Genomic DNA, 22,941 nt, shown 5'->3' with positions numbered 1-22,941 from the left:
TTAAAACTCTAAAAATCATGAAAATCATTTTTTTTCTTTTTGCAATTAGTTTTGCATTATTTTTTACTTCCTGTAGCTCTGATGATGATGGCGGAGATCCTACAACAGTTTCTCTTGTTGGGACCTGGGAGCTTACTTCTGCTTCTGGTGCATTACCTGTTGATCTAGATATGGATGGAAATGCTTCTACAAATTTATTGGACGAACTATCTTGTTTTGAAGATACTATTACGGTAAGTGATAATACATACAGCCAGGAAGTAACTGAGATTACCGTTAATGTGGATATACTTGTACAACCTCCAGTAGTAACTGCCGACTGTACAGGTACTATTCTTAATGAAACAGGAACGTGGAGTCTTGATGGTAATGAATTAACATTTGCCGGTGCAGGATTGGATCCAAAAACAGTTACTATAACACTAACCAATACAACACTTTCTTTTACCGATGAAGTAGAAGATTTAGGAGCTGTCGCATTGGTTTTTACCAGACAATAATTTAAGTATATATAAATCAAAAAGCGCTTCTTTTTCGAAAAAGAAGCGCTTTTTGATTTATAAGATTTTAGAATAAATAGAGTTCTTAGGGGCTATTTGTCCTCTGTTTTTTGTGCCATAGATTCTTGTTGGCTCTTTTTGAGCAACAGATTTTTTTGATAACGTCCTTGTACAATGTCAACAATCACTAATACAATGATCACAAAATAAAATGTAGTTTTACTCATTGGGGTGATTGCATTCTCAAAAAGATGTAGATGTGCCAGATGGCCACCTTCTGATAATAACATAATACCTACTATAAATAAAATAAAGAGACCTAATACTTCGTACATTCTGTTTTTCTGAAGGAAATCAGATACTTTATCTGCTAAAACAATCATTAAAACACCTCCAAATACGATAGCTATAGACATCAAGATCAACTGCGGCACATATTCCATGTGACTGGTAAGAGCCATAGCACTTAGGATAGAATCAAAAGAAAAAACTAAATTCATTATTACAATCCAAAAAATGATTTTATTGGTAGAACTTTTCTTGTTTTCCTTTTCAGCCGCTTCGTGTTCATGAAGTAACATCATATGCCAAATCTCTTTTACGGCAGTATATATTATAAATACACCTCCGGCAAGAACGATGATACTATGTACATTGAATTCAAATTCAATGATGCTATTACCATGCAGACTTACAAAAGGATCCTGAAAAAACTGTATTAAAGACATCAATACAAAAAGTAATACAATACGTAAAATGATAGCCAGTCCAACTCCCATTTTACGAACAAAGCTTTGTTTTTCTGCAGGTGCTTTTTTGGACTCTAAAGAAATGTATAAAAGATTATCAAAACCTAGTACCGCTTGTAGTAAAACTAGCATAAGTAAAGTGAATAGGCTATCGAGTGTAAAGAGTTGTTCCATAAAATAAATATTGATTAGTTAGTTGTGTTTATATGTGTAAGGTTATTAGAAGTAGTTATATTTTTTAATGTGCCTCTAACCAATTGTCTCCTAATCCCATATCTACATCCAAAGGAACTGCTAGGGTGTAAGCGTTTTCCATTTCGGATTTTATAAGAGATTGTATTGCTTCTAATTCAGGTTTGAAGACATCAAAAACCAATTCATCGTGAACCTGTAGTAACATTTTGGTTTTGTAATTTCCTTCTTTTAATTTTTTATGAATATTGATCATAGCAATTTTGATTATATCCGCGGCGCTTCCTTGAATTGGCGCATTAACAGCGTTTCGCTCCGCTGCTCCTCTGACTATTGCATTAGCAGAGTTGATATCTTTCAGGTATCGACGTCTTCCTAAAACCGTCTGTACATATCCATTTTCTCTGGCAAAATCTACCTGCTCACTCATGTAATTTCTAAGCTTTGGGTAGGTTTTGTAATAGGTGTCAATCAATTCTTTGGCTTCTTTACGAGATAAATCTGTTTGGTTGCTTAGTCCAAAAGCCGAAACACCATATATAATTCCAAAATTAACTGTCTTGGCATTGCTACGTTGTTCCCTGGTTACTTCTTCAAGTGTAACATTAAATACTTTTGCGGCTGTAGATGCATGGATGTCTTCTCCACTTTTAAAAGCATTGATCATAGTTTCTTCTTCACTAAGTGCTGCAATGATTCTTAATTCTATTTGAGAATAATCGGCAGCTAGTAAGGTGTACTCTTCATTTCTGGGAACAAATGCTTTCCTGACCTGTCTTCCACGCTCTGTTCTGATCGGAATATTCTGTAAATTGGGATTATTAGAACTTAAACGACCTGTAGCAGCTACGGTTTGCATATAGTCCGTATGTACGTGACCTGTAGATTTGTTTACCTGATTTGGTAATGCATCGACATAGGTGCTCTTTAGTTTTGATAAACCACGAAAATCAAGTATATTTTGAATAATCTCGTGATCTTTTGCGAGATATGATAATACATCTTCTGCAGTAGAATACTGACCAGTTTTAGTTTTCTTTGGCTTGTCTACTAATTTCATTTTTTCAAAAAGGATTACTCCTAATTGTTTTGGAGAAGCAATATTAAACTCTTCTCCTGCTTCGGTATATATTTTAGACTCTAAAGCTTTAATATCATTATCTAATGCTGAAGAAAGCGATTGCAAAAATTCTTCATCCAGATTAATACCTTCAATTTCCATATCGGCAAGAACTCTTAGTAAAGGAACTTCAATATTTTCGAATAAAGATAATATATTGGCGTCATTAAGTTCTGGAGCAAAATGTTCTTTGAGTTGATATGTTATATTTGCATCCTCGACAGCATATTCTGTTTGTTTTTCGACCGGGACTTGTCTGAAAGACAATTGATTTTTGCCTTTTTTGCCAATTAATTCAGTTATAGAAACAGGGGTGTAGTTAAGATACGTTTCAGAAAGTACATCCATATTATGTCTCATATCTGGATTGATAAGATAATGAGCTAACATAGTATCAAAAAGTTTTCCCTTTACTTCTAGGTTATATTTGGCTAATACTTTGATGTCATATTTTAAGTTTTGGCCAATTTTGGTAATATTCTCAGCCTCAAAAAAGGGTCGTATTTGTTCGATAAGTTCTTGTGCCTCCTTCCGATCTTCTGGAAATGGAATATAAAACCCTTTTCCAGCTTCCCAGGAAAATGCAATACCTACTAATTCTGCGGTTAATGGATTAAGACCGGTGGTCTCTGTGTCGAAACATACGCTTTCTTGTTTTAGTAAATTCTGAAGAAATAACTTCATTCCCATTCCAGGAGCAATACTTTGGTAAAAATGTTCAGTATTTGCAATTGTTTTTCTACTAGAAAAGGAAGTAGATGACGAACCAGCTTCTTGATTGTCTCCAAACAAAGAGAACTGCCCTGCACCAGCTTGTTCTGACGGTTTTTTAGATGATGAGGTTGCGGTTGTTGGAGTTGAGCCAGTCTCTGAAGGGAAGAAAATTTTATTAAATTGATCAGTGAGTCGTCTGAATTCTAATTCTTCAAAAATCCCTTGGACCTTTTTTGCATCAGGAGTTGAGATCTCATAATCTTTTGCGTCAAAAGTAACATCACAATCAAGAATTATAGTAGCTAATTTTTTGGATAGCAATCCTAATTCTTGGTTAGCTTCTACTTTTTCTTTCATTTTTCCTTTGAGTTGGTCAATATTTTCAAAAAGACCTTCCATGGATCCATAAGCAGCAATAAATTTTTTGGCTGTTTTATCTCCTACTCCAGGTAGACCCGGAATGTTATCTACAGCATCCCCCATCATTCCTAAATAGTCTATTACCTGTTCTGGTCGCTCTACTTCAAATCTTTTTTGTACTTCCGGAATTCCCCATATTTCTATACCATTACCCATCCGTGCAGGGCGATACATAAAAATATTTTCGGATACTAATTGTGCATAATCTTTATCAGGAGTAACCATGTAGGTTTGATATCCTTCTTTTTCAGCTTGTTTTGCAATAGTTCCAATTAAGTCATCTGCTTCTACACCAGCTCTTTCGATAATAGGGATATGCATGGCTTTTAGGATTTCCTGTATAATAGGAACTGCAATTTTTATCGCCTCTGGAGTTTCATCTCTATTGGCTTTATATTCTGGAAATATTTCTAAACGGTCTTTACTCCCTTGTTTATCAAATGCAACTGCCAAATGATCTGGATTTTCTCTTTTGATAACGTCAAAAAGCGAGTTAACAAATCCCAAGACAGCTGAGGTGTCTTGTCCTTTAGAATTGATTCTAGGGTTTTTTATCAAAGCATAATATCCGCGAAAAATAAGCGCGAAAGCATCCAGAAGGAAAAGACGTTTTTGTGACATAGTGTGTATTCAATTTTTAGAAATGCAATATAAAAAGAAGATTGATGAATATGGTTTCAAAATTATACTAAATAAGAAATGCCGTCAAAGAATGACGGCATTTCGCCCCAAAATAAAATTGATAACAATGTTATCAATTGCTATAAATACGATAGTAATATTTTCTAAATAAAGTAGATTTTTTTTGTAAATCCCCATAATTAAATGGTTAAACGAAGGTACGAATAAAAAATTTACATACGAAAGAAAATTCTAAGATTTATGGTGTTGAGCGTCTCTAGGTATAGCTAAAAGCTTTATTTTCCTGTGGATTGTTTGTAAACCGTTAATTTTTACTTAAATATAACTATGGTTGTAAAAAGGTGAGATAGTTTTGTTTCATAAAAAAATTGTTAGTTGTATGCGCTGGATTATCCCATTAGTTCTTTATGTTTTAATAGAAATATACGCTTATCAGGTGATTAGGACCATTTCTAAAAACCAGTGGTTTCAAATTGCATATTTAATTTTCTCTTTGCTTATTATAGGTTATGTAATATATGTTTTTACGAATTATGATAGGAGTGTGGGGCCTACCAAATATTCTCTTAGAGCTAGTGGTTTATTGTTAGTCACTTTGGTTCCTAAGTTGATTTTGGTGTTGTTTATGTTTGGTGAAGATATTATAAGACTTTGTGTTGCAGGTTATACTTATATGACAAATACCTTTTTTGACGGAAACGCCACTCAGTATTTACCCGATCGCAGAAAATTTATTAGCCAATTGGCTTTGGGTGTAGCTGCAATTCCTTTTGCAGGATTAGTTCATGGAATATTTAGAGGGAAATATAATTTTAAAGTGATTAATCATGTACTGTATTTCGAAGATCTTCCTAAGGCGTTTGATGGATTTCGTTTAACACAGATTTCGGATATTCATTCAGGAAGTTTTGACGAAGTTGCTAAAATTGAATATGCTGTTGATTTAATTAATGAACAGCAAAGTGATTTACTAGTGTTTACTGGAGATATAGTAAATACGATGGCAAGTGAGATGGATGATTGGATTGATATTTTTAAAGGGCTTAAAACACCTTTTTATGGTAAATATTCCATTTTAGGAAATCACGATTATGGCGAATATGTGACTTGGGATACGGAAGAAGAAAAAGAAGATAATTTTGAAGCGATTAAAGAAGTGCATTCTAAAATTGATTTTAAGTTATTACTTAATGAAAATGCCTTCGTTGAAAAAGATGGGGAGCGTATTGCTATTGTCGGTGTAGAGAATTGGGGTCATAATTTCAAAAAGGCAGGAGATCTAACGAAAGCATCAGCAGGTATTTCCAAGGAAGATTTTAAGATTTTACTGAGTCATGATCCATCTCATTGGGAATATGAAGTGAAAAAACATGAAGATCATTACCACCTCACACTTAGTGGGCATACTCACGGATTTCAGTTTGGTATAGAAATTCCAGGGTTTTTAAAATGGAGTCCAGTTCAATATGTATATAAACAATGGGCTGGGATGTATAATGAAATGGGACGCTATCTTAATGTGAATAGAGGTTTTGGTTTTCACGCATTTCCTGGAAGAGTGGGGATTTGGCCAGAAATTACTGTGATTGAATTGAGAAAAGGTGCCAAGCCGGCTTAATTCGTAGAAAATGTTATATTTACAATTATATATAGGCTTTGTTCGTTACTATGACAGAGTAAGAAGATAAAATTTTTAAAACATGTCAAAGTTTGGAGAGTTAATAGGTATTGAAGTTCCGGTTCTCTTGGATTTTTATACCGAATGGAATGAACCATCTGTGTCTATGCATCCTGTATTGCGTGATGTAGCTGCCGCCCTTGGTGATAAAGCTAAGGTGATAAAGATAGATGTGGATAAAAATGAAGAGCTGGCAACAGCACTTCGTATTAAAGGTCTTCCTACCTTGATGATTTACAAAGAAGGTGAGATGGTATGGAGGCAAAGTGGAGAGCAGGATGCCAATACCCTAATAGGTCTTATGAAAGAATATGTTTAAGAATATTATAATCGAACAACAGTTGATTATATCTTATCAAAAATATATCCTTTTTCTGTGAAGTATTTCAATACTTTAGGTAAAGCAAATTCTAGATTTTTTGAGGCTTTGATACTGTCGTGAAAAACAATAATACTTCCACTTTTTGAATTGTTTACTACATTATTGAAACATTGTTCTGGAGATGTGTTTTTGTCCCAGTCCTTTGATAAAACATCCCATAATATGATTTGATACTCGCGTTTTCTTAGTTCTGTTAGTTTCGATTTGCTGAGTTGTCCATATGGGGGTCTGAAAAGTTTTTCTTTTATTTCTGCGTGTTCATTTATCTTTTTTTCGCATTCTTCAGTGTTATTTAGATACTCAGAAAATGTGCTTTTTCTGGCTTTTATGTGATTCATAGTGTGATTTCCAACGTTATGACCTTTTGATAGTATCTTATTAAAAATATCAGGATGCTTTTTGATATTTTCTCCAATACAAAAGAAAGTAGCTTTTGCGTCGAATAAGTTTAATTGGTCTAACACAAATTCCGTAACTTCTGGAATAGGACCATCATCAAAGGTGAGATACATCGTTTTCTCTTGTCCAGCATAAAAATCCCAAATATAATTTGGGAATAGTAGTTTAATACTATCTGGTGTTTTGGCTGGTATTATTTTCAAACTAGCAATAAAAGCCGAGCCTCTTTAAAAAAGAGGCTCACTTAATTTTATGAATTTGGTATACTATCTAAAGAATCAATAGTTTGGGTGTCTTCTAAAAGTTCTTTTCCGATTGAACTATTCTCATCTAATTCCTCTATTGTCATCGGTTGGTCTCTATCGTACTCTTCGTCTTCAGAATAAAGTCTTGTAAACAATCTAAGGTATCTATTAAATTCTTCTGCTTTTTCTTCTATCATATCTCTATCCTGATTTATAAGCAATAAATCTACAACACTCCTATAGCGCTCTACATTGCTTACAATCTCGCTAGCATACTGATATTGATTTTCTAATGTAAGACTTCCAAAATAAGTAAGTTGCTCTTGGTACTTTTTAGCGATCTTGTTCCATAGTTCACGGGCTTTTTCTTTTTCTCCTACTTCGTAGTAGCCGCTAACATAAGGTTCTAATAGTGTATAATATTCATAGTACTCGATAGGCATTTTTTCCATTCCAAGGTCAAGAATTTCTTTAGCCTTTTCCTTTTTTCCTTCATTAATTAGTGCTTCTACCAATCTTGCAAGATTACTTCTGTAAGTTATTGCATTTTTACGAGTCTCCGGGTCGTGATAGATGTTAGGGTTTTCACTGTTTCCCCAATTCCAGCTTGTTACATTGTTGTACATTACGTCTGTGTCAATACGTCCCATATCATATGGATTACGTTTGTCTATTGGAGTTCTGATTGGTACTAATTTATAGGTAACTCCGTCTAACTGTAGATAGTCTTTCATCCATAAATAGTCATCATCTCCAAAACTACCTCCAGTAAAATAGATAGGTCTTTCCCAATTATTATTAGCAATGATATCTAACATTAGTAAGCGATTTTTGAAAAGCAAATCTCCTTTTAAATGTATGTCTATATAAGGTACTATTAGATCAGCATCCTTTTGTGGTACTATTCCATTTCTAAGAACAGCTTCTTTGTCCACAGGAATTCTAATGTGCTTGGTCGGGAATGTATTAACCTGCTTTCCGTTTTGTAAGTCTCCTTTAGTTCTTGGGTCATCTGTTTCTATCCATCGCATCCAGTTTTTGATCAACATGGTATCATTGGTAACTGGTTTGTAATAAATAGCATCATTATTTCCGAATCGATAAAAAGGATGTGTTAGCTGTGATGGAATTGGTTTGCCATCGTACGCGGCTTTTTTCATCTGATCGATATACCAATCTGTAGCAAAAAGACTAGTGTTTACAGTTCTTACGTCTGTTCTGTATTCTTCTATGTCCTGAGCGTACCACAAGGCAAATGTGTCATTATCACCAATAGTAAAAAGAATTGCATCTTTCTGGCATGATTGTAGATACATTTTCGCCATAGCTTGAGCAGTATATCTATTAGAACGATCGTGGTCATCCCAATTCTGTGCAGCTAATAAAACAGGGACAGCAAGAAGACATATTGTGGTTACTATAGGTGCTAATAATTTTGGTTTTAACGAGTTTTTGAGAATATCAAATAATGCATACACTCCAAAACCAATCCAAATGGCAAAAACATAAAAAGATCCTACTAAGGCGTAATCTCGCTCTCTAGGTTCGAAAGGTCTTTCATTAAGATATATTTTTAACGCTAAACCAGTGAATAAGAAAAAGACGAATAAAATCCAGAAATTCTTTTTGTCTCTTTGCATCTGGAATACAAAACCTATAAGCCCTAATAATAAAGGTAAGAAGTAATATGTGTTACGAGCTTTGTTCTTTGTTACATCGGTAGGTAGATTATCTTGTGATCCTAAATGCATTTCATCTATAAACTTAATACCACTTAACCAATTTCCTTCGAGGTCTGTATATTTTCCTTGGTTATCATCTTGTCTTCCAACAAAATTCCACATAAAATATCTCCAGTACATATATCCCATTTGATATTCTATCAAATATTGAATATTTGACTTAAATGAAGGTTTTTCTACATTAAGATAATCTCCAAAAGAACGTAAGAATTTATTATAATCATCATTGTCAAGCTTACCTACGGCATATTCTCTTCTAAACTGTGTTACAGCCTCTAATAATTCTGATTCATCCTGATATTCTGGCTTAATAGTAAACTTGATAGGACCTGTAAAATCCATATAGTTTGATATATGTTCCGTACTCCACATTCTCGGTAAAAATGCTTTTTGAGCATCATCGATATTCTGTCTGGCATTTTTCCAGTCGTTTACGATATCATATTTTCCTGTCTTAAGGTTTTTCTCGTATTTAGGTTTATCATCTTCATAAGGGTTTTCTTCATCTAATCCAGCATATATTTCGGTAAATTGTGGTCCATAAAATAAATGGGTTTCTGGGTATTGTTCCAGATTATAATATGCTAATAATTCCCGAGCATTATTAGGGTTGTTTTCATTAATAACAGTTCCTGCATTTGCTCTAATAGGTAGCATTATCCAACATGAGAATCCGATGAAAATAAATAATACGCAAAGTACTGCGGAGTTAATTAAAGGATATTCTCTTTTTCGTGTTTGCTTTAAAATAAAATAGAATGCAGTTGCAATTATAAGGCCTAAAAAGATAGTTCCTGAATTGAAAGGCATCCCTAAACTATTCACGAATTTTACTTCAAACCATCCAAATAATTTTAAAGTTGATGGTAAAAGTAATTTGAAAATAAATAAGAGTATGGCAACAACTACAATGTTAGCAGTGATGAAGTTTTTAAGTGTAACTTTATAATTTTTAAAATAATAAAGTAATCCAATAGCCGGAATCGAAAGTAATCCCATAAAGTGAACTCCAAAAGAAAGTCCTGCTATGAAAGCAATTAAGATCAGCCAACGATTTCCTCGAGGATTATGCATATCTCTTTCCCAAAGTAGTCCAAGGTAGAAAAGTACAGATAAGATACAAGTTGCCATAGCATAAACCTCCGCTTCTACAGCATTAAACCAGAAGCTGTCAGTGAAAGCAAAGGCAAGAGATCCGACCAATCCACTTCCTAGTGTTGCTAAAGCTTTACCTTGTGTAAATTCTTCATCTTTTATAACGAGCTTTTTTACTAGAATCGTAATAGACCAAAACATGAAAAGAATAGCAAAAGCACTAGCAAAAGCAGAAGTCATATTTACTACAAATGCTATATTAGTTGGATCCGATGCAAATATCGAAGCAAAAGCACCAATCATCTGGAACAAAGGAGCTCCGGGAGGATGTCCTACTTGTAATTTAGAAGAGGTGGCTATATACTCGCCGGCGTCCCAAAAACTGGCAGTTGGTTCAACGGTTAGGTAATAGACTAATAAGGCTATTGTAAAAACTACCCATCCTAATATTTGATTCCACTTTTTAAAGTTGAATGTACTCATAAGATAACTGTTATATAAAGTGTGGCGAATTTAGTAATAAAAATACTTCTCTATTAGTTTTTTTAGCAAACGCTTAACAGAAGTTTATATTTTGACAAAACTTCGATTTAAATTTATTCTGTAAAAACTGTTAAAAAAGAGGTGTAAGATAAAATTTTAAAAAAAAATGTTTGTAGACCAAAAAGAATATATTAAATTTGCACCCGCAAAGATACATTGGTCTATGGTGTAACTGGCAACACGTCTGGTTTTGGTCCAGAAGAGTCTAGGTTCGAGCCCTAGTAGACCAACATAAAAAGGAACAACAAATTTAATGTTGTTCCTTTTTTTATTAATGTAAATTAGTGTTTTATATCTTAAATGTCAATACAGGTCTTTTAGCATGATTTACTACATCTTCGCCAAGACTTCCATTTATAAAGTGAGATAACCCTTTTCTTCCGTGTGTGCTAATTCCTATCAAGCCAGCATCTACAGAATTTGCAAAATTTAGAATTCCCTTCTCTACATTAATATCATTATAAATATTTAAAGTATAGTTGTCAATAGGAAGGTCAGCAATCATCAAATTCATTTTTTCCTCAGTTTCGCTTGTGGTTTTAAAGCTATTGGCAGTATTTATCCATAGTAAATGAAGTTTTGCGTTTAATTGCTTTGCAAATTCGTGGGCAGCGATTAAAGAAGGTTTATCTTCATCATCAAAATTTGTCGCATAAACAATATCATTGACATTAAAGATATCACAATCTTCTTTAATAACCAGTACGGGTTTTTCAGATGTTCGCACTACTTTCTCAGCATTTGACCCTATAAATAACTCCTCAAATCCAGAAGAGCCGTGAGATCCCATGATGATCATATCAATATCATTTTTTTTGCATGAATCCATAATACCGTGAAGTACATCTTCGAAGCTTACCGTTTCGATTATTTCTAAACCTTGTAAGTAATCACTAGCCATAACTTCTTCAAACTTTTTATGAGTTTGTTTCATGAAAAAAATAGCTTCTGGTGCAGGAGCAGAAGCTCCGGAAGACATTAAGTCAACTAAATGAACTGGCATTTCTAAAATATGTAAAAGATAAATTTGGCAGTCATTTTTTTTGGCTATTTGCGCCGCTACTTTAAGTGCACTTTCAGCTTGAGAAGAAAAATCTGTAGGTACTAGAATTTTTTTGATCATGATTAATTTTGTTTAGGAAAAAATGCCAATTAAATGACATTTTTATTTCATTTTTTGGTTAAAAGAAGGGTTGTGATATAATATGTCTTACAAGTGTTGTTTTAGATAAATTATAAAGGTAATCCCTTAATAGTCATTTAAAATTACGAATAAATTCATTCTTAACTAGGTTTTGAATCTAAGATATTATTACTATCTTTGCACCGTTGAAATTAAAAAACCAGATGGAGGGGACGAAAAGTCCCCTCTTTTTATCTACTTATGTCATTAAAAGATAAAGTTCAGAGTTTATTAGAAGAAGCCCTAGAAGAAAGGTCTACGCTTTTTTTGATTGATCAAAAAATACAACCAGGTAATAGTATTGAGATCATCATTGATGGTGATGAAGGGGTGACGGTAGAAGATTGTATTGCCGTGAGCAGAGCAATTGAGCATAATTTGGATCGCGAAGAGGAAGACTTTTCATTACAAGTAATGTCTGCAGGAGTTTCTGAAGGGCTAACGCATCAGCGACAGTATAAGAAGAATGTAGGAAGGAAATTAAAAATTAAAACAGAAGATAATACTACGATTGAAGGAGAATTAACTTCTGTGACAGATGATAATATAACATTGGTTTGGAAAACCAGAGAACCGAAACCAGTGGGTAAAGGAAAAATAACTGTAACAAAAGAAGCTTGTGTTTCGTACAAAGAAATACAAGAAGCAAAAGTTATGATAACATTTTAATTATAAATTGATATGGAAAACATCGCATTAATAGATTCATTTTCAGAATTTAAGGATGATAAGTTAATCGATCGTGTTACGCTAATGGCGATCTTAGAAGATGTGTTTAGAAATGCATTAAAAAAGAAATTTGGTAGTGATGATAATTTCGATATCATTATAAACCCTGATAAGGGAGATTTAGAAATTTGGAGAAACCGTATTGTAGTTGCTGATGGAGAAGTAGAGGATGGGAATCAGGAAATATCTCTTTCTGAAGCACAAAAGATAGAGCCTGATTTTGAAATAGGAGAAGATGTTTCTCAGGAGGTTAAATTAATAGATTTAGGAAGGCGTTCGATTTTGGCATTACGTCAAAATTTAATTTCTAAAATTCATGAACACGATAATACTAATATCTATAAGCAATTTAAAGAATTAGAAGGAGAGATATATACGGCAGAAGTACATCATATTCGTCATAGAGCAATCATTTTATTAGATGATGAAGGGAATGAAATTATTTTACCTAAAGACAGACAAATTCCATCTGACTTTTTCAGAAAAGGAGAGAATGTAAGAGGAGTGATTGAATCCGTGGAATTAAAAGGTAATAAACCTGCAATTATAATGTCAAGAACTTCTCCTTTGTTTTTAGAGAAGTTGTTTGAATCTGAGATACCTGAAGTATTTGATGGTTTAATAACTGTTAAGAAAGTAGTTAGAATACCAGGTGAAAAAGCAAAGGTTGCTGTAGATTCGTATGATGATAGGATTGATCCAGTTGGTGCTTGTGTTGGTATGAAAGGATCTCGTATTCATGGAATTGTTAGAGAACTAGGAAATGAAAATATAGATGTTATTAATTACACAAATAATTTACAACTCTATATTACCAGAGCGTTAAGTCCGGCAAGAGTAACTTCTATTAAGTTGAATGAAGAAGGTGGGCGAGCAGAAGTTATGTTGAAACCAGAAGAGGTTTCTAAAGCAATTGGACGTGGTGGTCATAATATAAGATTAGCAGGTCAGTTAACTGGATATGAAATTGATGTATTCAGAGAAGGTGTAGAAGAAGATGTAGAGTTATCGGAGTTTTCTGATGAAATTGATTCTTGGATTATAGAAGAATTTGCTAAAATAGGATTAGATACAGCTAAGAGTATTTTAGAACAAGATATTAAAGACTTAGTAAAAAGAACAGATCTTGAGGAAGAGACTGTAGGTGAAGTTATTAGAATATTAAAATCAGAATTTGAAGATTAATAACTTCAATTAATTTATATTTGAGCATAAAATAAAAGGCATTTATGGCTGAAGCAAAAACAATGAGATTAAATAAGGTATTACGCGAATTCAATATCTCGCTAGATCGGGCTGTTGACTTTTTGAATTCAAAAGGTCATGAGATAGACTCGCGTCCTACCACAAAAATTTCTGCAGAGATCTATCAGCTGTTGTTTGATGAGTTCCAGACAGACAAGAGTAAGAAGGTGGCTTCAAAAGAGGTTGGTGAAGAAAAAAGAAAAGAAAAAGAAGCGCTTCGAGTGCAGATTGAAACTGAGCAGGAGGAAAGACGTAAGCGTGCTGAGGCTCGTGAAGTTGTAAAAGCTAAAGCCCAATTAACAGGACCTAAACAAGTAGGTAAGATTGAATTGGATAAGAAGGAGAAGGAAGAAGTTACTGAACAGTCCGAAGAAAAAGAAGTAACGAAGGCAGCCGAAGTTCCTAAGAAAGAAGAGGTAAAAGAAAAAGAAAAGGAGCAAGTGCAAGAGCCTGAAGTAGTATCCAATAGACCTGCAAAAAAAGGTATAAAAATTGCGAAGATTGCTCCTATTGATTTAGAGCAGAAGAAGGCTGCAAAACCTGCAGAGCAACCAACTGCAAAAAAAGAAACTCCAGCTTCTCAAGAACCAGATGTTCAAGCGGAGCCAGTAAAGGTTGAGACACAGTATAAAAAATTAGATGGACCTAATTTTACAGGTCAAAAAATTGACTTAACTAAGTTTCAGAAACCGCCTAAAAAGAAAGAAGAAAAATCAGATAAATCTTCTGATGGAGATGCAAAAAAGCGTCGTAGAAGAATAAGTAAAGAAGGTGCTGCTAAATCAGGAGGGCCAGGTAATAGAGGTGGAAATCGCGGGCCTGGTAATAGAGGTCCTGGAAATCGTGGACCCGGAAATCGTGGTCCTGGAAAAGGAAAAAGACCAGCTATTGTTAAAGAGGAGCCAAGCGAAGAAGAAGTACAAAAGCAGGTTAGAGAAACTCTTGAAAAACTTCAAGGGAAATCAAATAAATCTAAAGCAGCAAAATATCGTAGAGATAAACGTGATCAACACCGTCAAAAAGCGGAAGATGATGTAGCGCAACAAGAACAAGAAAGTAAAGTGTTGAAAGTAACAGAGTTTGTTACTGTTTCGGAGGTGGCAACTATGATGGATGTTCCTACAACACAAGTAATTTCTGCTTGTATGTCTCTTGGTATTATGGTTACCATGAATCAGCGTTTGGATGCTGAAACACTCTCCATTGTTGCGGATGAATTTGGTTATGAAGTAGACTTTGTTACTTCGGATATAGAGGAGTCAATTGAAGAAATTGTTGATGCGCCTGAAGATCTTGTTTTAAGAGCGCCTATTGTTACAGTAATGGGTCACGTAGATCACGGTAAAACGTCATTGCTAGATTATATTCGTGAAGAGAATGTAATTGCAGGAGAAAGTGGTGGGATTACTCAGCATATTGGTGCGTATGGTGTGCAATTGGAAAATGGACAAAAAATAGCATTTTTAGATACACCAGGTCACGAAGCGTTTACAGCGATGCGTGCTCGTGGTGCTCAGGTGACAGATTTAGCTATTATTGTAATTGCAGCAGATGATGATGTGATGCCGCAGACCAAAGAAGCAATTAGTCATGCACAGGCAGCAGGAGTTCCTATTATTTTTGCAATAAACAAAGTGGATAGACCGGAAGCTAATCCGGAAAAGATAAAAGAGAAGTTGGCTTCTATGAATTTATTGGTAGAAGATTGGGGTGGAAAAATTCAATCCCACGATATTTCTGCAAAGACTGGACAAGGAGTTAAAGAGCTTTTAGAGAAAGTATTGCTAGAAGCTGAAATCCTAGAATTGAAGGCTAATCCAGATCGATTTGCTTCCGGAACAGTTGTGGAAGCTTTCCTTGATAAAGGTAGAGGTTATGTATCTACAATTTTGGTACAAACAGGAACCTTACGTGTCGGAGATTATGTGTTAGCTGGTAAGAATAGTGGTAAGGTGAAGGCGATGCAAGATGAAAGAGGTAATAATGTTAAAGAAGCAGGGCCGTCTACTCCGGTATCAATTTTAGGTCTTGATGGTGCTCCGCAAGCAGGTGATAAATTTAGTGTGTTAGAAGATGAAAGAGAAGCAAAAGATATCGCGTCTAAAAGAGCTCAGCTACATAGAGAGCAATCTGTAAGAACGCAACGTCATATTACACTTGATGAGATTGGACGTCGAATTGCTCTTGGAGACTTCAAAGAATTGAATATTATCCTGAAAGGTGATGTGGATGGTTCGGTAGAAGCTTTAACGGACTCTTTCCAAAAGTTGTCTACAGAAGAAATTCACGTGAATATTATTCATAAAGCAGTTGGGGCTATAACAGAGAGTGATGTGTTATTAGCTTCCGCTTCTGATGCAATTATAATTGGATTTAATGTAAGACCTGCAGGTAATGCTCGTCAAGTTGCGGATAAAGAAGAAATCGATATCAGAACATATTCGATTATCTATGATGCGATTAATGATCTGAAAGATGCTATGGAAGGTATGCTTTCTCCAGTTATGAAAGAGGAGATTACGGGTACAGCAGAGATTAGGGAGACATTTAAGATCTCTAAAGTAGGTACTATTGCAGGTTGTATGGTACAAACTGGTAAGATTATCCGTAATGCTGGAATACGACTAATTCGTGAAGGAGTAGTTGTTTATACCGGAGAATTGGCTTCTTTAAAGAGATTTAAAGACGATGCTAAAGAAGTGTCGAAAGGGTACGATTGTGGATTGCAAGTCAAGAATTATAATGATATTAAGATAGGTGATGTGATTGAGTGCTTCCAAGAAGTTGCAGTTAAGAAAAAATTATAGAATCTATAAATTATATATGTGAGTCGTCCTAAAATAGGTTGACAGTTTTTAATAATTTAAATTAGACCGGAGAAGCTAGCTTCTCCGGTTTTTTTGTTATGTACAAAATTAGGTGTTTTCATTTTAAGACTCATATGTGGTCTTTTATTATTATAAGTATTAATGGATTCAATAATTAATTGTTTGAGTTCATCTTGATCCTTGCATTGATAAATTAAGAACTCGTTTTTTAATATTCCATTGATTCTTTCAGCTAATGCGTTTTGATAGCAATCATATCCATCAGTCATCGATGGGGTCACATTAGTACGTTTTAATTCTCTCTGATATACAGAAGAGCAATACTGTAGTCCTCTATCAGAATGATGTACTAATTTAGTATTTGTTACTCTATTTTGATTTGCCATTTTCATTGCTTTAACCACATTTTCAGCTGCCATATCTTGGCTCAGATGATGCCCCATTATTTTCCTACTATAAGCATCAGTAACAAGGGATAGATAGTGAGTAGCTTTTCTACTTTTGATGTAAGTAATATCACTAACAAAAAACTCTTCGGGTCTTGAGACCTTAGCATCTTTCATCAAATTAGGGTATTTTCTAAGCCAATGCTTAGAGTTTGTGGTCTTTGTATAGTTTTTCTTTGGTTTTATCAGTAGGGATTCACTACCCAGGTAATCAAATAGCGCATCTCTTCCTATTTTGATTCCTTGACGATCAAACTCCTTTTTTAGTAAATAATATAGTTTTCGGGTGCCTAACCGAGGCATATCCATCCGCACTTGTTGTACTAGATGTTTTACCTGATTAAGTTCTTTACTACGAGTTAATGACCGCTTTTGTGATTGATAGATCACCTGTCTACTGATCCCAAACAATCGACAACAACGCGACAAACTTACTGACCTTTGTTGTTGGATGCATCGGATTGATTGGGTGAAAACTTTTTTCTGATTCCAGTACCATACTGTTTATCCGAGATATCAATCATAGTATTGAGAATCTCATTTTTGAGTTTTTCATCTGAGAGTTCACGCTCTAATCGCTTGATCTTTTGTGCTGGAGTTTCTTTTGATTTAGGCATTTGATGTTGAACTGGTTTACTCCAATCTAAAGTACCATGTTTTCGTAACCAAACCAAAACCGTACTCCTGCCTTGGATACCATAAGCTTTTTGAGCTTGTTTATAGGTCATCTCGCCCTTTTCTACCTGCGAAACTACTGACAACTTAAAGCCTAAATTGTAATCACGTTGAGTCCGTTTCCTCCTTGATGCTTCTGAATATTTCATAAATAAGTCAAGTTTGTGTCAACTTATTTTAGGACAGGACAATGGTATAGAAAAAGCCCGATCATATGATCGGGCTTTGTTTTTTTTAAATGTGTTGTGTTTATTTTTTTTCTGGCTTAAAAGGAAATGCGCCTGCAAATTCTTTTTTTATGTCTTTTAAAGCTCTATCGGTTTCTAGTTTACTTCTATAGTTACCGATCCAGACTTTGAAATCTGGAGTTTCCCATTTTATATCAGTTCTCCATTGCGGAAAAGTTGCTTCTGCTTTTTTTAGAACCTTTTGGGCTTCATTCATGTTTCCGTTATATAATTGGATACGGTAGTTTTCGCTAAGAACACCGTCTTTGTCCATTTTTGTCTTGATATCCAGTAGTTGTTTAATTCTGGGGTCTTGATTAATGTTTACTACAGCTTCTGCAGGAGGAGTCATCTCTATTGTAGTAAAAACCGATGGATTATCGGAATTAGTAGAGTCTTGTGCGTTTATATAAGTGATTCCTGTAAAACAAAAACCTAGTAGTAAAAGGTTGTTTTTTTTGTTTAAAATTCTCATTACAAATAGATTTGATACAAAGGTAAAGTTTAATAACTCAATTTCCTTTAAAAATATTATTTAGAATTATTATAAATTAGTACTTAACAGTTCGCTAACATTTCTAAAATCGACTTATTATAGTACTTTTGCTGTCGAATTAAATGGATGTGGTTTTTACCTGTTTTTTGCGAATAGTGAAAAAACCATACCAAAATTTAGACGATAATTCTACTTAATAATATGAAACAGGTGAAATACCGAAATTCAGCCTCAAAACTCCTACTTCTAGGAACTGTTTTTTTGTTCTCTTTATTGAATCCAGTTTTTGCTCAAGAAGAAGCAGCATCTACTGAAGCTGTTGCTGCAGAATCTGCCGCAGGCGGAGATGTGGCTAAAGGAGAAGCGTTATTTAAATCGCTATGTGCTGCTTGTCATAAGCGTTATAAAAAGATGACAGGTCCAGCGCTGTTTGGAGTTACAGAAAGGCGTGATACGGAATGGTTATATTCTTGGATTAAGAATAGTGCTGCAATGATTGCTTCTGGTGATGCAGATGCTGTTGCTATTTTTGAAGAGTACAACAAAACTGCTATGAACGCATTTCCGCAGTTAACAAACACGGATATTGATGATATTTTAGCATATGTTTCTGTTCCAAAAGCTGATCCACCGCCTCGAGAAGAGAAAGTTGGGGGAGGTTCAGGTTCTGACGGGTCAGGAGTTTCTTCTAATCTGGTTTTAGCTGCGTTGGCATTAGTGTTCCTAATGTTAGTAGTTGTATTGTTTTTAGTAAACAAAACACTTAGAAGTTTTGCAGAAGCAAATGGTGTTGAATTACCAGAGACAGAAGCTAGAACTCCAATATGGAAAGCATTTGTACAAAACCAATTCTTAGTGTTAGTGTCTGCAATATTTTTATTGTTGGCTAGTGGGTACTTTGTATATGGATACTTTATGCAAGTAGGTGTTGATCAAGGGTATATGCCGATTCAGCCAATTCATTATTCGCACAAGATTCATGCAGGTGATAATAAGATAGAGTGTAAATATTGTCACTCTTCTGCTAGAGTTTCTAAACATTCAGGAATTCCTTCATTAAATGTTTGTATGAACTGTCATAAGTCAATTAGTGAAGTTGCGGATGCTACGGCAACTGCAGACTACTCTAAAGAGTTTTATGATGGAGAGATTAAGAAATTATATAAAGCCGTAGGTTGGGATGAAAACACACAATCTTACACGGGAGATACAGAGCCTGTAAAATGGGTTCGTATTCATAATCTTCCTGACTTTGCATACTTTAATCACTCTCAGCACGTAAGTGTTGCAGGGATAGAGTGTCAAAAATGTCACGGTCCTGTAGAAGAGATGGAGATTATGTATCAACATGCTCCGTTAACAATGGGATGGTGTATTAACTGTCACAGAGAGACAAATGTAAAAGTAGAAGGCAATGAGTACTATGAAAAAATTCATGCCGAATTGTCTAAGAAATATGGCGTGGATAAATTGACGGCTGCTCAAATGGGTGGACTGGAATGTGGTAAGTGCCATTATTAATAAATGATTTATTCGTTTAAGCGAGAAAATAAGTAAGAAGCTAATATCAATTATATATGTCATCAAACAAGAAATACTGGAAAAGTGTTGAAGAGCTAAAAGAAGATAGCTCTATTGTTGAGACGCTACAACAAAATGAGTTCGTTCAGGAAATTCCTACGGATGAGTTTTTAGGAGATAAATCATCTCTGGAAAATTCTTCGACTTCTCGTCGTGATTTTCTTAAATATGTAGGTTTTAGTACAGCAGCTGCATCTTTAGCAGCTTGTGAAGGGCCAGTGATTAAGTCAATACCATATGTTGTGCAACCAGATAGAATTGTTCCTGGTGTTGCTAACTATTATGCAACTACAATTGCTGATGGTTTTGATTTTGCAAGTGTTTTAATTAAAACAAGAGAAGGTCGTCCAATAAAAGTTGAGAATAATAACCTAGCTACTTCTAATGGAGATGCAAATGCTAGAGTTCACGCATCTGTTCTTTCTTTATATGATAATTCTCGTTTGAGAGGTCCTAGAAAAGGAGAACAAGATATTAGTTGGGAAGAACTAGATAAAGAGGTAGGCACTAAGTTAAATAGTCTTGGAGGTAAACAAATTGTTTTATTAACTCAGACTTTTTCTAGTCCCTCAACTTCTAAGTTAATAGCAGAATTCAAAGCTAAATATAGTAATGTTTCTCACGTTGTATATGATGCTGTTTCTTCTAGTGAAGCTTTGGACGCGTATGAGATGATGTATGGTGAAAGAGCATTAGCGGATTATGACTTTTCTAAAGTAAATACTATTGTTAGTGTTGCTGCGGATTTCTTAGGAGATTGGCAAGGAGGAGGATACGATTCTGGTTATGCTAAAGGGCGTGTTCCGAAAAACGGAAAAATGTCAAAGCATATTCAGTTTGAGGCAAATATGTCACTTTCAGGAGCAAATGCTGATAAAAGAATTAAAGCAACACCTACACAACAAAAGCAGGTGTTAGCCGCATTATATAAATATGTAACAGGTGCTGGGTCTAAAGGATCGTTAGATGCTGAATTAGATGCAGCGGTTGTAAAAGCAGCTAAGCAAATTCAGAAAGCCGGAAGCAACGCTGTTGTTGTTTCGGGAATTCAGGATGTAGATGCACAATTATTGGTTTTAGCTATTAATAAACATATTAGTAGTAAAGCCTTTAATGAGAGCACACCACGAAAAATACGTCAGGGTAATGCAAAAGCTGTTGCTCAGTTAGTAAAGGATATGAACGCAGGACGTGTTGGTGGTCTTTTGATTGCAGGTGTTAATCCTGTATACTCTCTTGCTAATGCGGCTGAGTTTAAAGCAGGTTTAGAAAAAGTGGATGTATCAGTAGCATTTAGCATGCATGATGATGAAACCGCTTCAAGTTGTAATTATATTGCTACAACTCCACATTATTTAGAGTCTTGGGGAGATGTAGAATTAAAGAAAGGTAGCTACAGTTTAATGCAGCCTACTATTCGACCTTTATTTGATACAAGACAGTTTCAGGAAACATTATTAAAGTGGACTGGAAATACTGCTTCCTATAACGATTATATAAAAAGTGCTTGGACAGGTGTTCTTGGTGGAACTTCTTGGAATCAGGCATTACATGATGGAGTATTGGTTAAGCCAGTGTTGGCAAAGGAGTCATTAGAAACTGCTATTGCTGCTCCAGAAGGAGATATTACAGAAACTGAAGTGCCGGTTGGTCCTAATGTTGGGGCTGCGGCAAGAAGATTATCTACTGCAAAATCAAACGGACTAGAACTTACATTATACACAAAAACAGCATTAGGTGATGGGCAACAGGCGAACAACCCTTGGTTGCAAGAAATGCCAGATCCAATTACTAGAGCTTCTTGGGATAATTACCTTACAATTTCTAGGGCAGATGCAGAGGCTAATGGCTTGATAAATGAAAATGTAGCTAATGGTGCTTTAAACGGAAGCTATGCTACTGTTACGGTTAATGGTGTTAGTATAACAGTACCAGTTATTATACAGCCAGGTCAAGCGCAGGGTTCTATTGGTCTAGCATTGGGGTATGGTAAAAAAGCGGGCCTTAAAGAAGAGATGCAAGTTGGTGTAAATGCGTATGCATTATATCAAAATCAAAATGCAGTTCAATCTGTAGCTATAACTAAAGCTGAAGGTACTCACGAGTTTGCTTGTGTTCAATTGCATAATACATTAATGGGTCGTGGAGATATTATTAAGGAAACGACACTAGAGATATTTAATACAAAAGATAAGAAAGAGTGGAATTCTGTTCCTCATGTAAGTAAAGATCACATCGAATTCGAAGTTACTTCTCCGGAAGTTGATCTTTGGGATGAATTTGATCGTTCAGTCGGACATCATTTTAATCTTTCTATCGACTTAAATGCTTGTACCGGGTGTGGTGCTTGTGTAATAGCTTGTCACGCGGAAAATAATGTTCCTGTTGTAGGTAAATCAGAGATTCGTAGATCTCGTGATATGCACTGGTTACGTATTGACCGTTATTATTCTTCAGAAGATAGCTTTGATGGTGATAATCAAAAGAAGAATGACATGAAAGGGTTAAGTAGTTCTTTGTCTGAATTTGGAGAGATGGAAGTGCCTTCTGATAATCCAGAAGTTGCATTCCAACCTGTAATGTGTCAACATTGTAATCATGCACCTTGTGAAACTGTTTGTCCTGTTGCGGCAACATCTCACGGAAGACAAGGTCAGAACCATATGGCATATAACCGTTGTGTAGGTACTAGATATTGTGCAAACAACTGTCCTTATAAAGTACGTAGATTTAACTGGTTCTTGTATAATGAGAATGACGAGTTTGATTATCATATGAATAATGACTTAGGTCGTATGGTATTAAATCCTGATGTTACTGTTCGTTCTAGAGGAGTTATGGAAAAATGTTCTATGTGTATTCAAATGACACAAAAGACAATTTTGGATGCTAAGAGAGATGGAAGAGCTATTAAAGATGGAGAATTCCAAACTGCTTGTTCAGCAGCTTGTTCTTCAGGAGCTATGACATTTGGCGATATCAATGATAAAGATAGTGAAGTAGCTAAATTAACAGAGGATAAACGTATGTATCACTTACTAGAGCACGTAGGTACTAAACCGAATGTGATGTATCAGACGAAAGTAAGAAATACTACGGAAGCCTAATTA

General features: G+C 35.0%; 15 protein-coding genes and 1 tRNA gene. 9 read left to right on the top strand and 7 right to left on the bottom strand.

Annotation, left to right across the window (positions count from 1 at the left end):
• The first annotated feature begins 17 nt into the window (after positions 1-17).
• Positions 18-500: a lipocalin family protein gene (locus Q0829_RS08295; RefSeq protein WP_298541707.1), complete on the top strand. Its 483-nt coding sequence runs from the start codon at positions 18-20 to the stop codon at positions 498-500.
• A 92-nt stretch (positions 501-592) separates the two neighbouring features.
• Here Q0829_RS08295 and Q0829_RS08290 read toward each other — a convergent pair whose 3' ends face one another.
• Positions 593-1,423: a tellurium resistance protein TerC gene (locus tag Q0829_RS08290; RefSeq protein WP_298541706.1), complete on the bottom strand. Its 831-nt coding sequence runs from the start codon at positions 1,421-1,423 to the stop codon at positions 593-595.
• Between the two features lie 64 nt (positions 1,424-1,487).
• Positions 1,488-4,316 (bottom strand): DNA polymerase I, encoded by a 2,829-nt coding sequence (gene polA / locus Q0829_RS08285; protein WP_298541705.1) that lies wholly within the window; start codon positions 4,314-4,316, stop codon positions 1,488-1,490.
• A gap of 400 nt (positions 4,317-4,716) precedes the next feature.
• On the opposite strand from polA, the gene Q0829_RS08280 reads away from it, so the two are divergent.
• Both Q0829_RS08280 and Q0829_RS08275 read left to right on the top strand, forming a co-directional pair.
• Entirely contained in the window at positions 4,717-5,955 is a 1,239-nt protein-coding gene (locus tag Q0829_RS08280; protein ID WP_298541704.1) for a metallophosphoesterase, read from the top strand.
• Between the two features lie 82 nt (positions 5,956-6,037).
• Positions 6,038-6,334: a thioredoxin family protein gene (locus Q0829_RS08275; RefSeq protein ID WP_091407947.1), complete on the top strand. Its 297-nt coding sequence runs from the start codon at positions 6,038-6,040 to the stop codon at positions 6,332-6,334.
• 26 nt (positions 6,335-6,360) lie between these two features.
• Here Q0829_RS08275 and Q0829_RS08270 read toward each other — a convergent pair whose 3' ends face one another.
• Positions 6,361-6,999, bottom strand: coding sequence for a polysaccharide deacetylase family protein (locus tag Q0829_RS08270; protein ID WP_298541703.1), 639 nt, complete (start codon positions 6,997-6,999; stop codon positions 6,361-6,363).
• 47 nt (positions 7,000-7,046) lie between these two features.
• Positions 7,047-10,361: a DUF2723 domain-containing protein gene (locus tag Q0829_RS08265; RefSeq protein ID WP_298541702.1), complete on the bottom strand. Its 3,315-nt coding sequence runs from the start codon at positions 10,359-10,361 to the stop codon at positions 7,047-7,049.
• Between the two features lie 217 nt (positions 10,362-10,578).
• On the opposite strand from Q0829_RS08265, the gene Q0829_RS08260 reads away from it, so the two are divergent.
• Positions 10,579-10,651 (top strand) — tRNA-Gln (locus Q0829_RS08260).
• Between the two features lie 59 nt (positions 10,652-10,710).
• Here the strand turns inward: Q0829_RS08260 and Q0829_RS08255 are convergent.
• Positions 10,711-11,544, bottom strand: coding sequence for a universal stress protein (locus tag Q0829_RS08255; RefSeq protein ID WP_366141988.1), 834 nt, complete (start codon positions 11,542-11,544; stop codon positions 10,711-10,713).
• A 261-nt stretch (positions 11,545-11,805) separates the two neighbouring features.
• On the opposite strand from Q0829_RS08255, the gene rimP reads away from it, so the two are divergent.
• From rimP to infB, 3 genes are read left to right on the top strand one after another with little or no spacing between them, the layout of a single operon-like run.
• The gene (rimP, locus tag Q0829_RS08250; RefSeq protein ID WP_298541701.1) at positions 11,806-12,273 is read left to right on the top strand and encodes a ribosome assembly cofactor RimP; all 468 of its coding nucleotides are present in this window, start codon (positions 11,806-11,808) and stop codon (positions 12,271-12,273) included.
• A 12-nt stretch (positions 12,274-12,285) separates the two neighbouring features.
• On the top strand, positions 12,286-13,518 hold the full coding sequence (gene nusA / locus Q0829_RS08245) for a transcription termination factor NusA (RefSeq protein WP_298541700.1): 1,233 nt from the start codon (positions 12,286-12,288) through the stop codon (positions 13,516-13,518).
• 44 nt (positions 13,519-13,562) lie between these two features.
• Positions 13,563-16,385: a translation initiation factor IF-2 gene (gene infB, locus Q0829_RS08240; RefSeq protein ID WP_298541699.1), complete on the top strand. Its 2,823-nt coding sequence runs from the start codon at positions 13,563-13,565 to the stop codon at positions 16,383-16,385.
• Positions 16,386-16,441: 56 nt separating this feature from the next.
• Here infB and Q0829_RS08235 read toward each other — a convergent pair.
• Together Q0829_RS08235 and Q0829_RS08230 are read right to left on the bottom strand one after the other, a co-directional pair.
• Positions 16,442-17,676 (bottom strand): IS3 family transposase gene (locus tag Q0829_RS08235; RefSeq protein ID WP_298541698.1). Its coding sequence is split into 2 segments (ribosomal slippage): positions 16,442-17,340 and positions 17,340-17,676, totalling 1,236 coding nucleotides; the frame shifts between segments, so codons are not numbered across the junction.
• 100 nt (positions 17,677-17,776) lie between these two features.
• Positions 17,777-18,229, bottom strand: a complete 453-nt coding sequence (locus tag Q0829_RS08230) for an SPOR domain-containing protein (RefSeq protein WP_298541697.1) — start codon at positions 18,227-18,229, stop codon at positions 17,777-17,779.
• Between the two features lie 222 nt (positions 18,230-18,451).
• On the opposite strand from Q0829_RS08230, the gene Q0829_RS08225 reads away from it, so the two are divergent.
• The gene (locus Q0829_RS08225) at positions 18,452-19,771 is read left to right on the top strand and encodes a c-type cytochrome (protein ID WP_298541696.1); all 1,320 of its coding nucleotides are present in this window, start codon (positions 18,452-18,454) and stop codon (positions 19,769-19,771) included.
• Between the two features lie 56 nt (positions 19,772-19,827).
• On the top strand, positions 19,828-22,938 hold the full coding sequence (locus Q0829_RS08220) for a TAT-variant-translocated molybdopterin oxidoreductase (protein ID WP_298541695.1): 3,111 nt from the start codon (positions 19,828-19,830) through the stop codon (positions 22,936-22,938).
• Positions 22,939-22,941 lie beyond the last annotated feature (3 nt).

Origin of the sequence: uncultured Aquimarina sp., from assembly GCF_947492405.1 — a bacterium.
GTDB lineage: Bacteria > Bacteroidota > Bacteroidia > Flavobacteriales > Flavobacteriaceae > Aquimarina.
The sequence above is the reverse complement of the archived record's forward strand: the minus strand, read 5'-3'. Positions and strand labels throughout refer to the sequence as shown.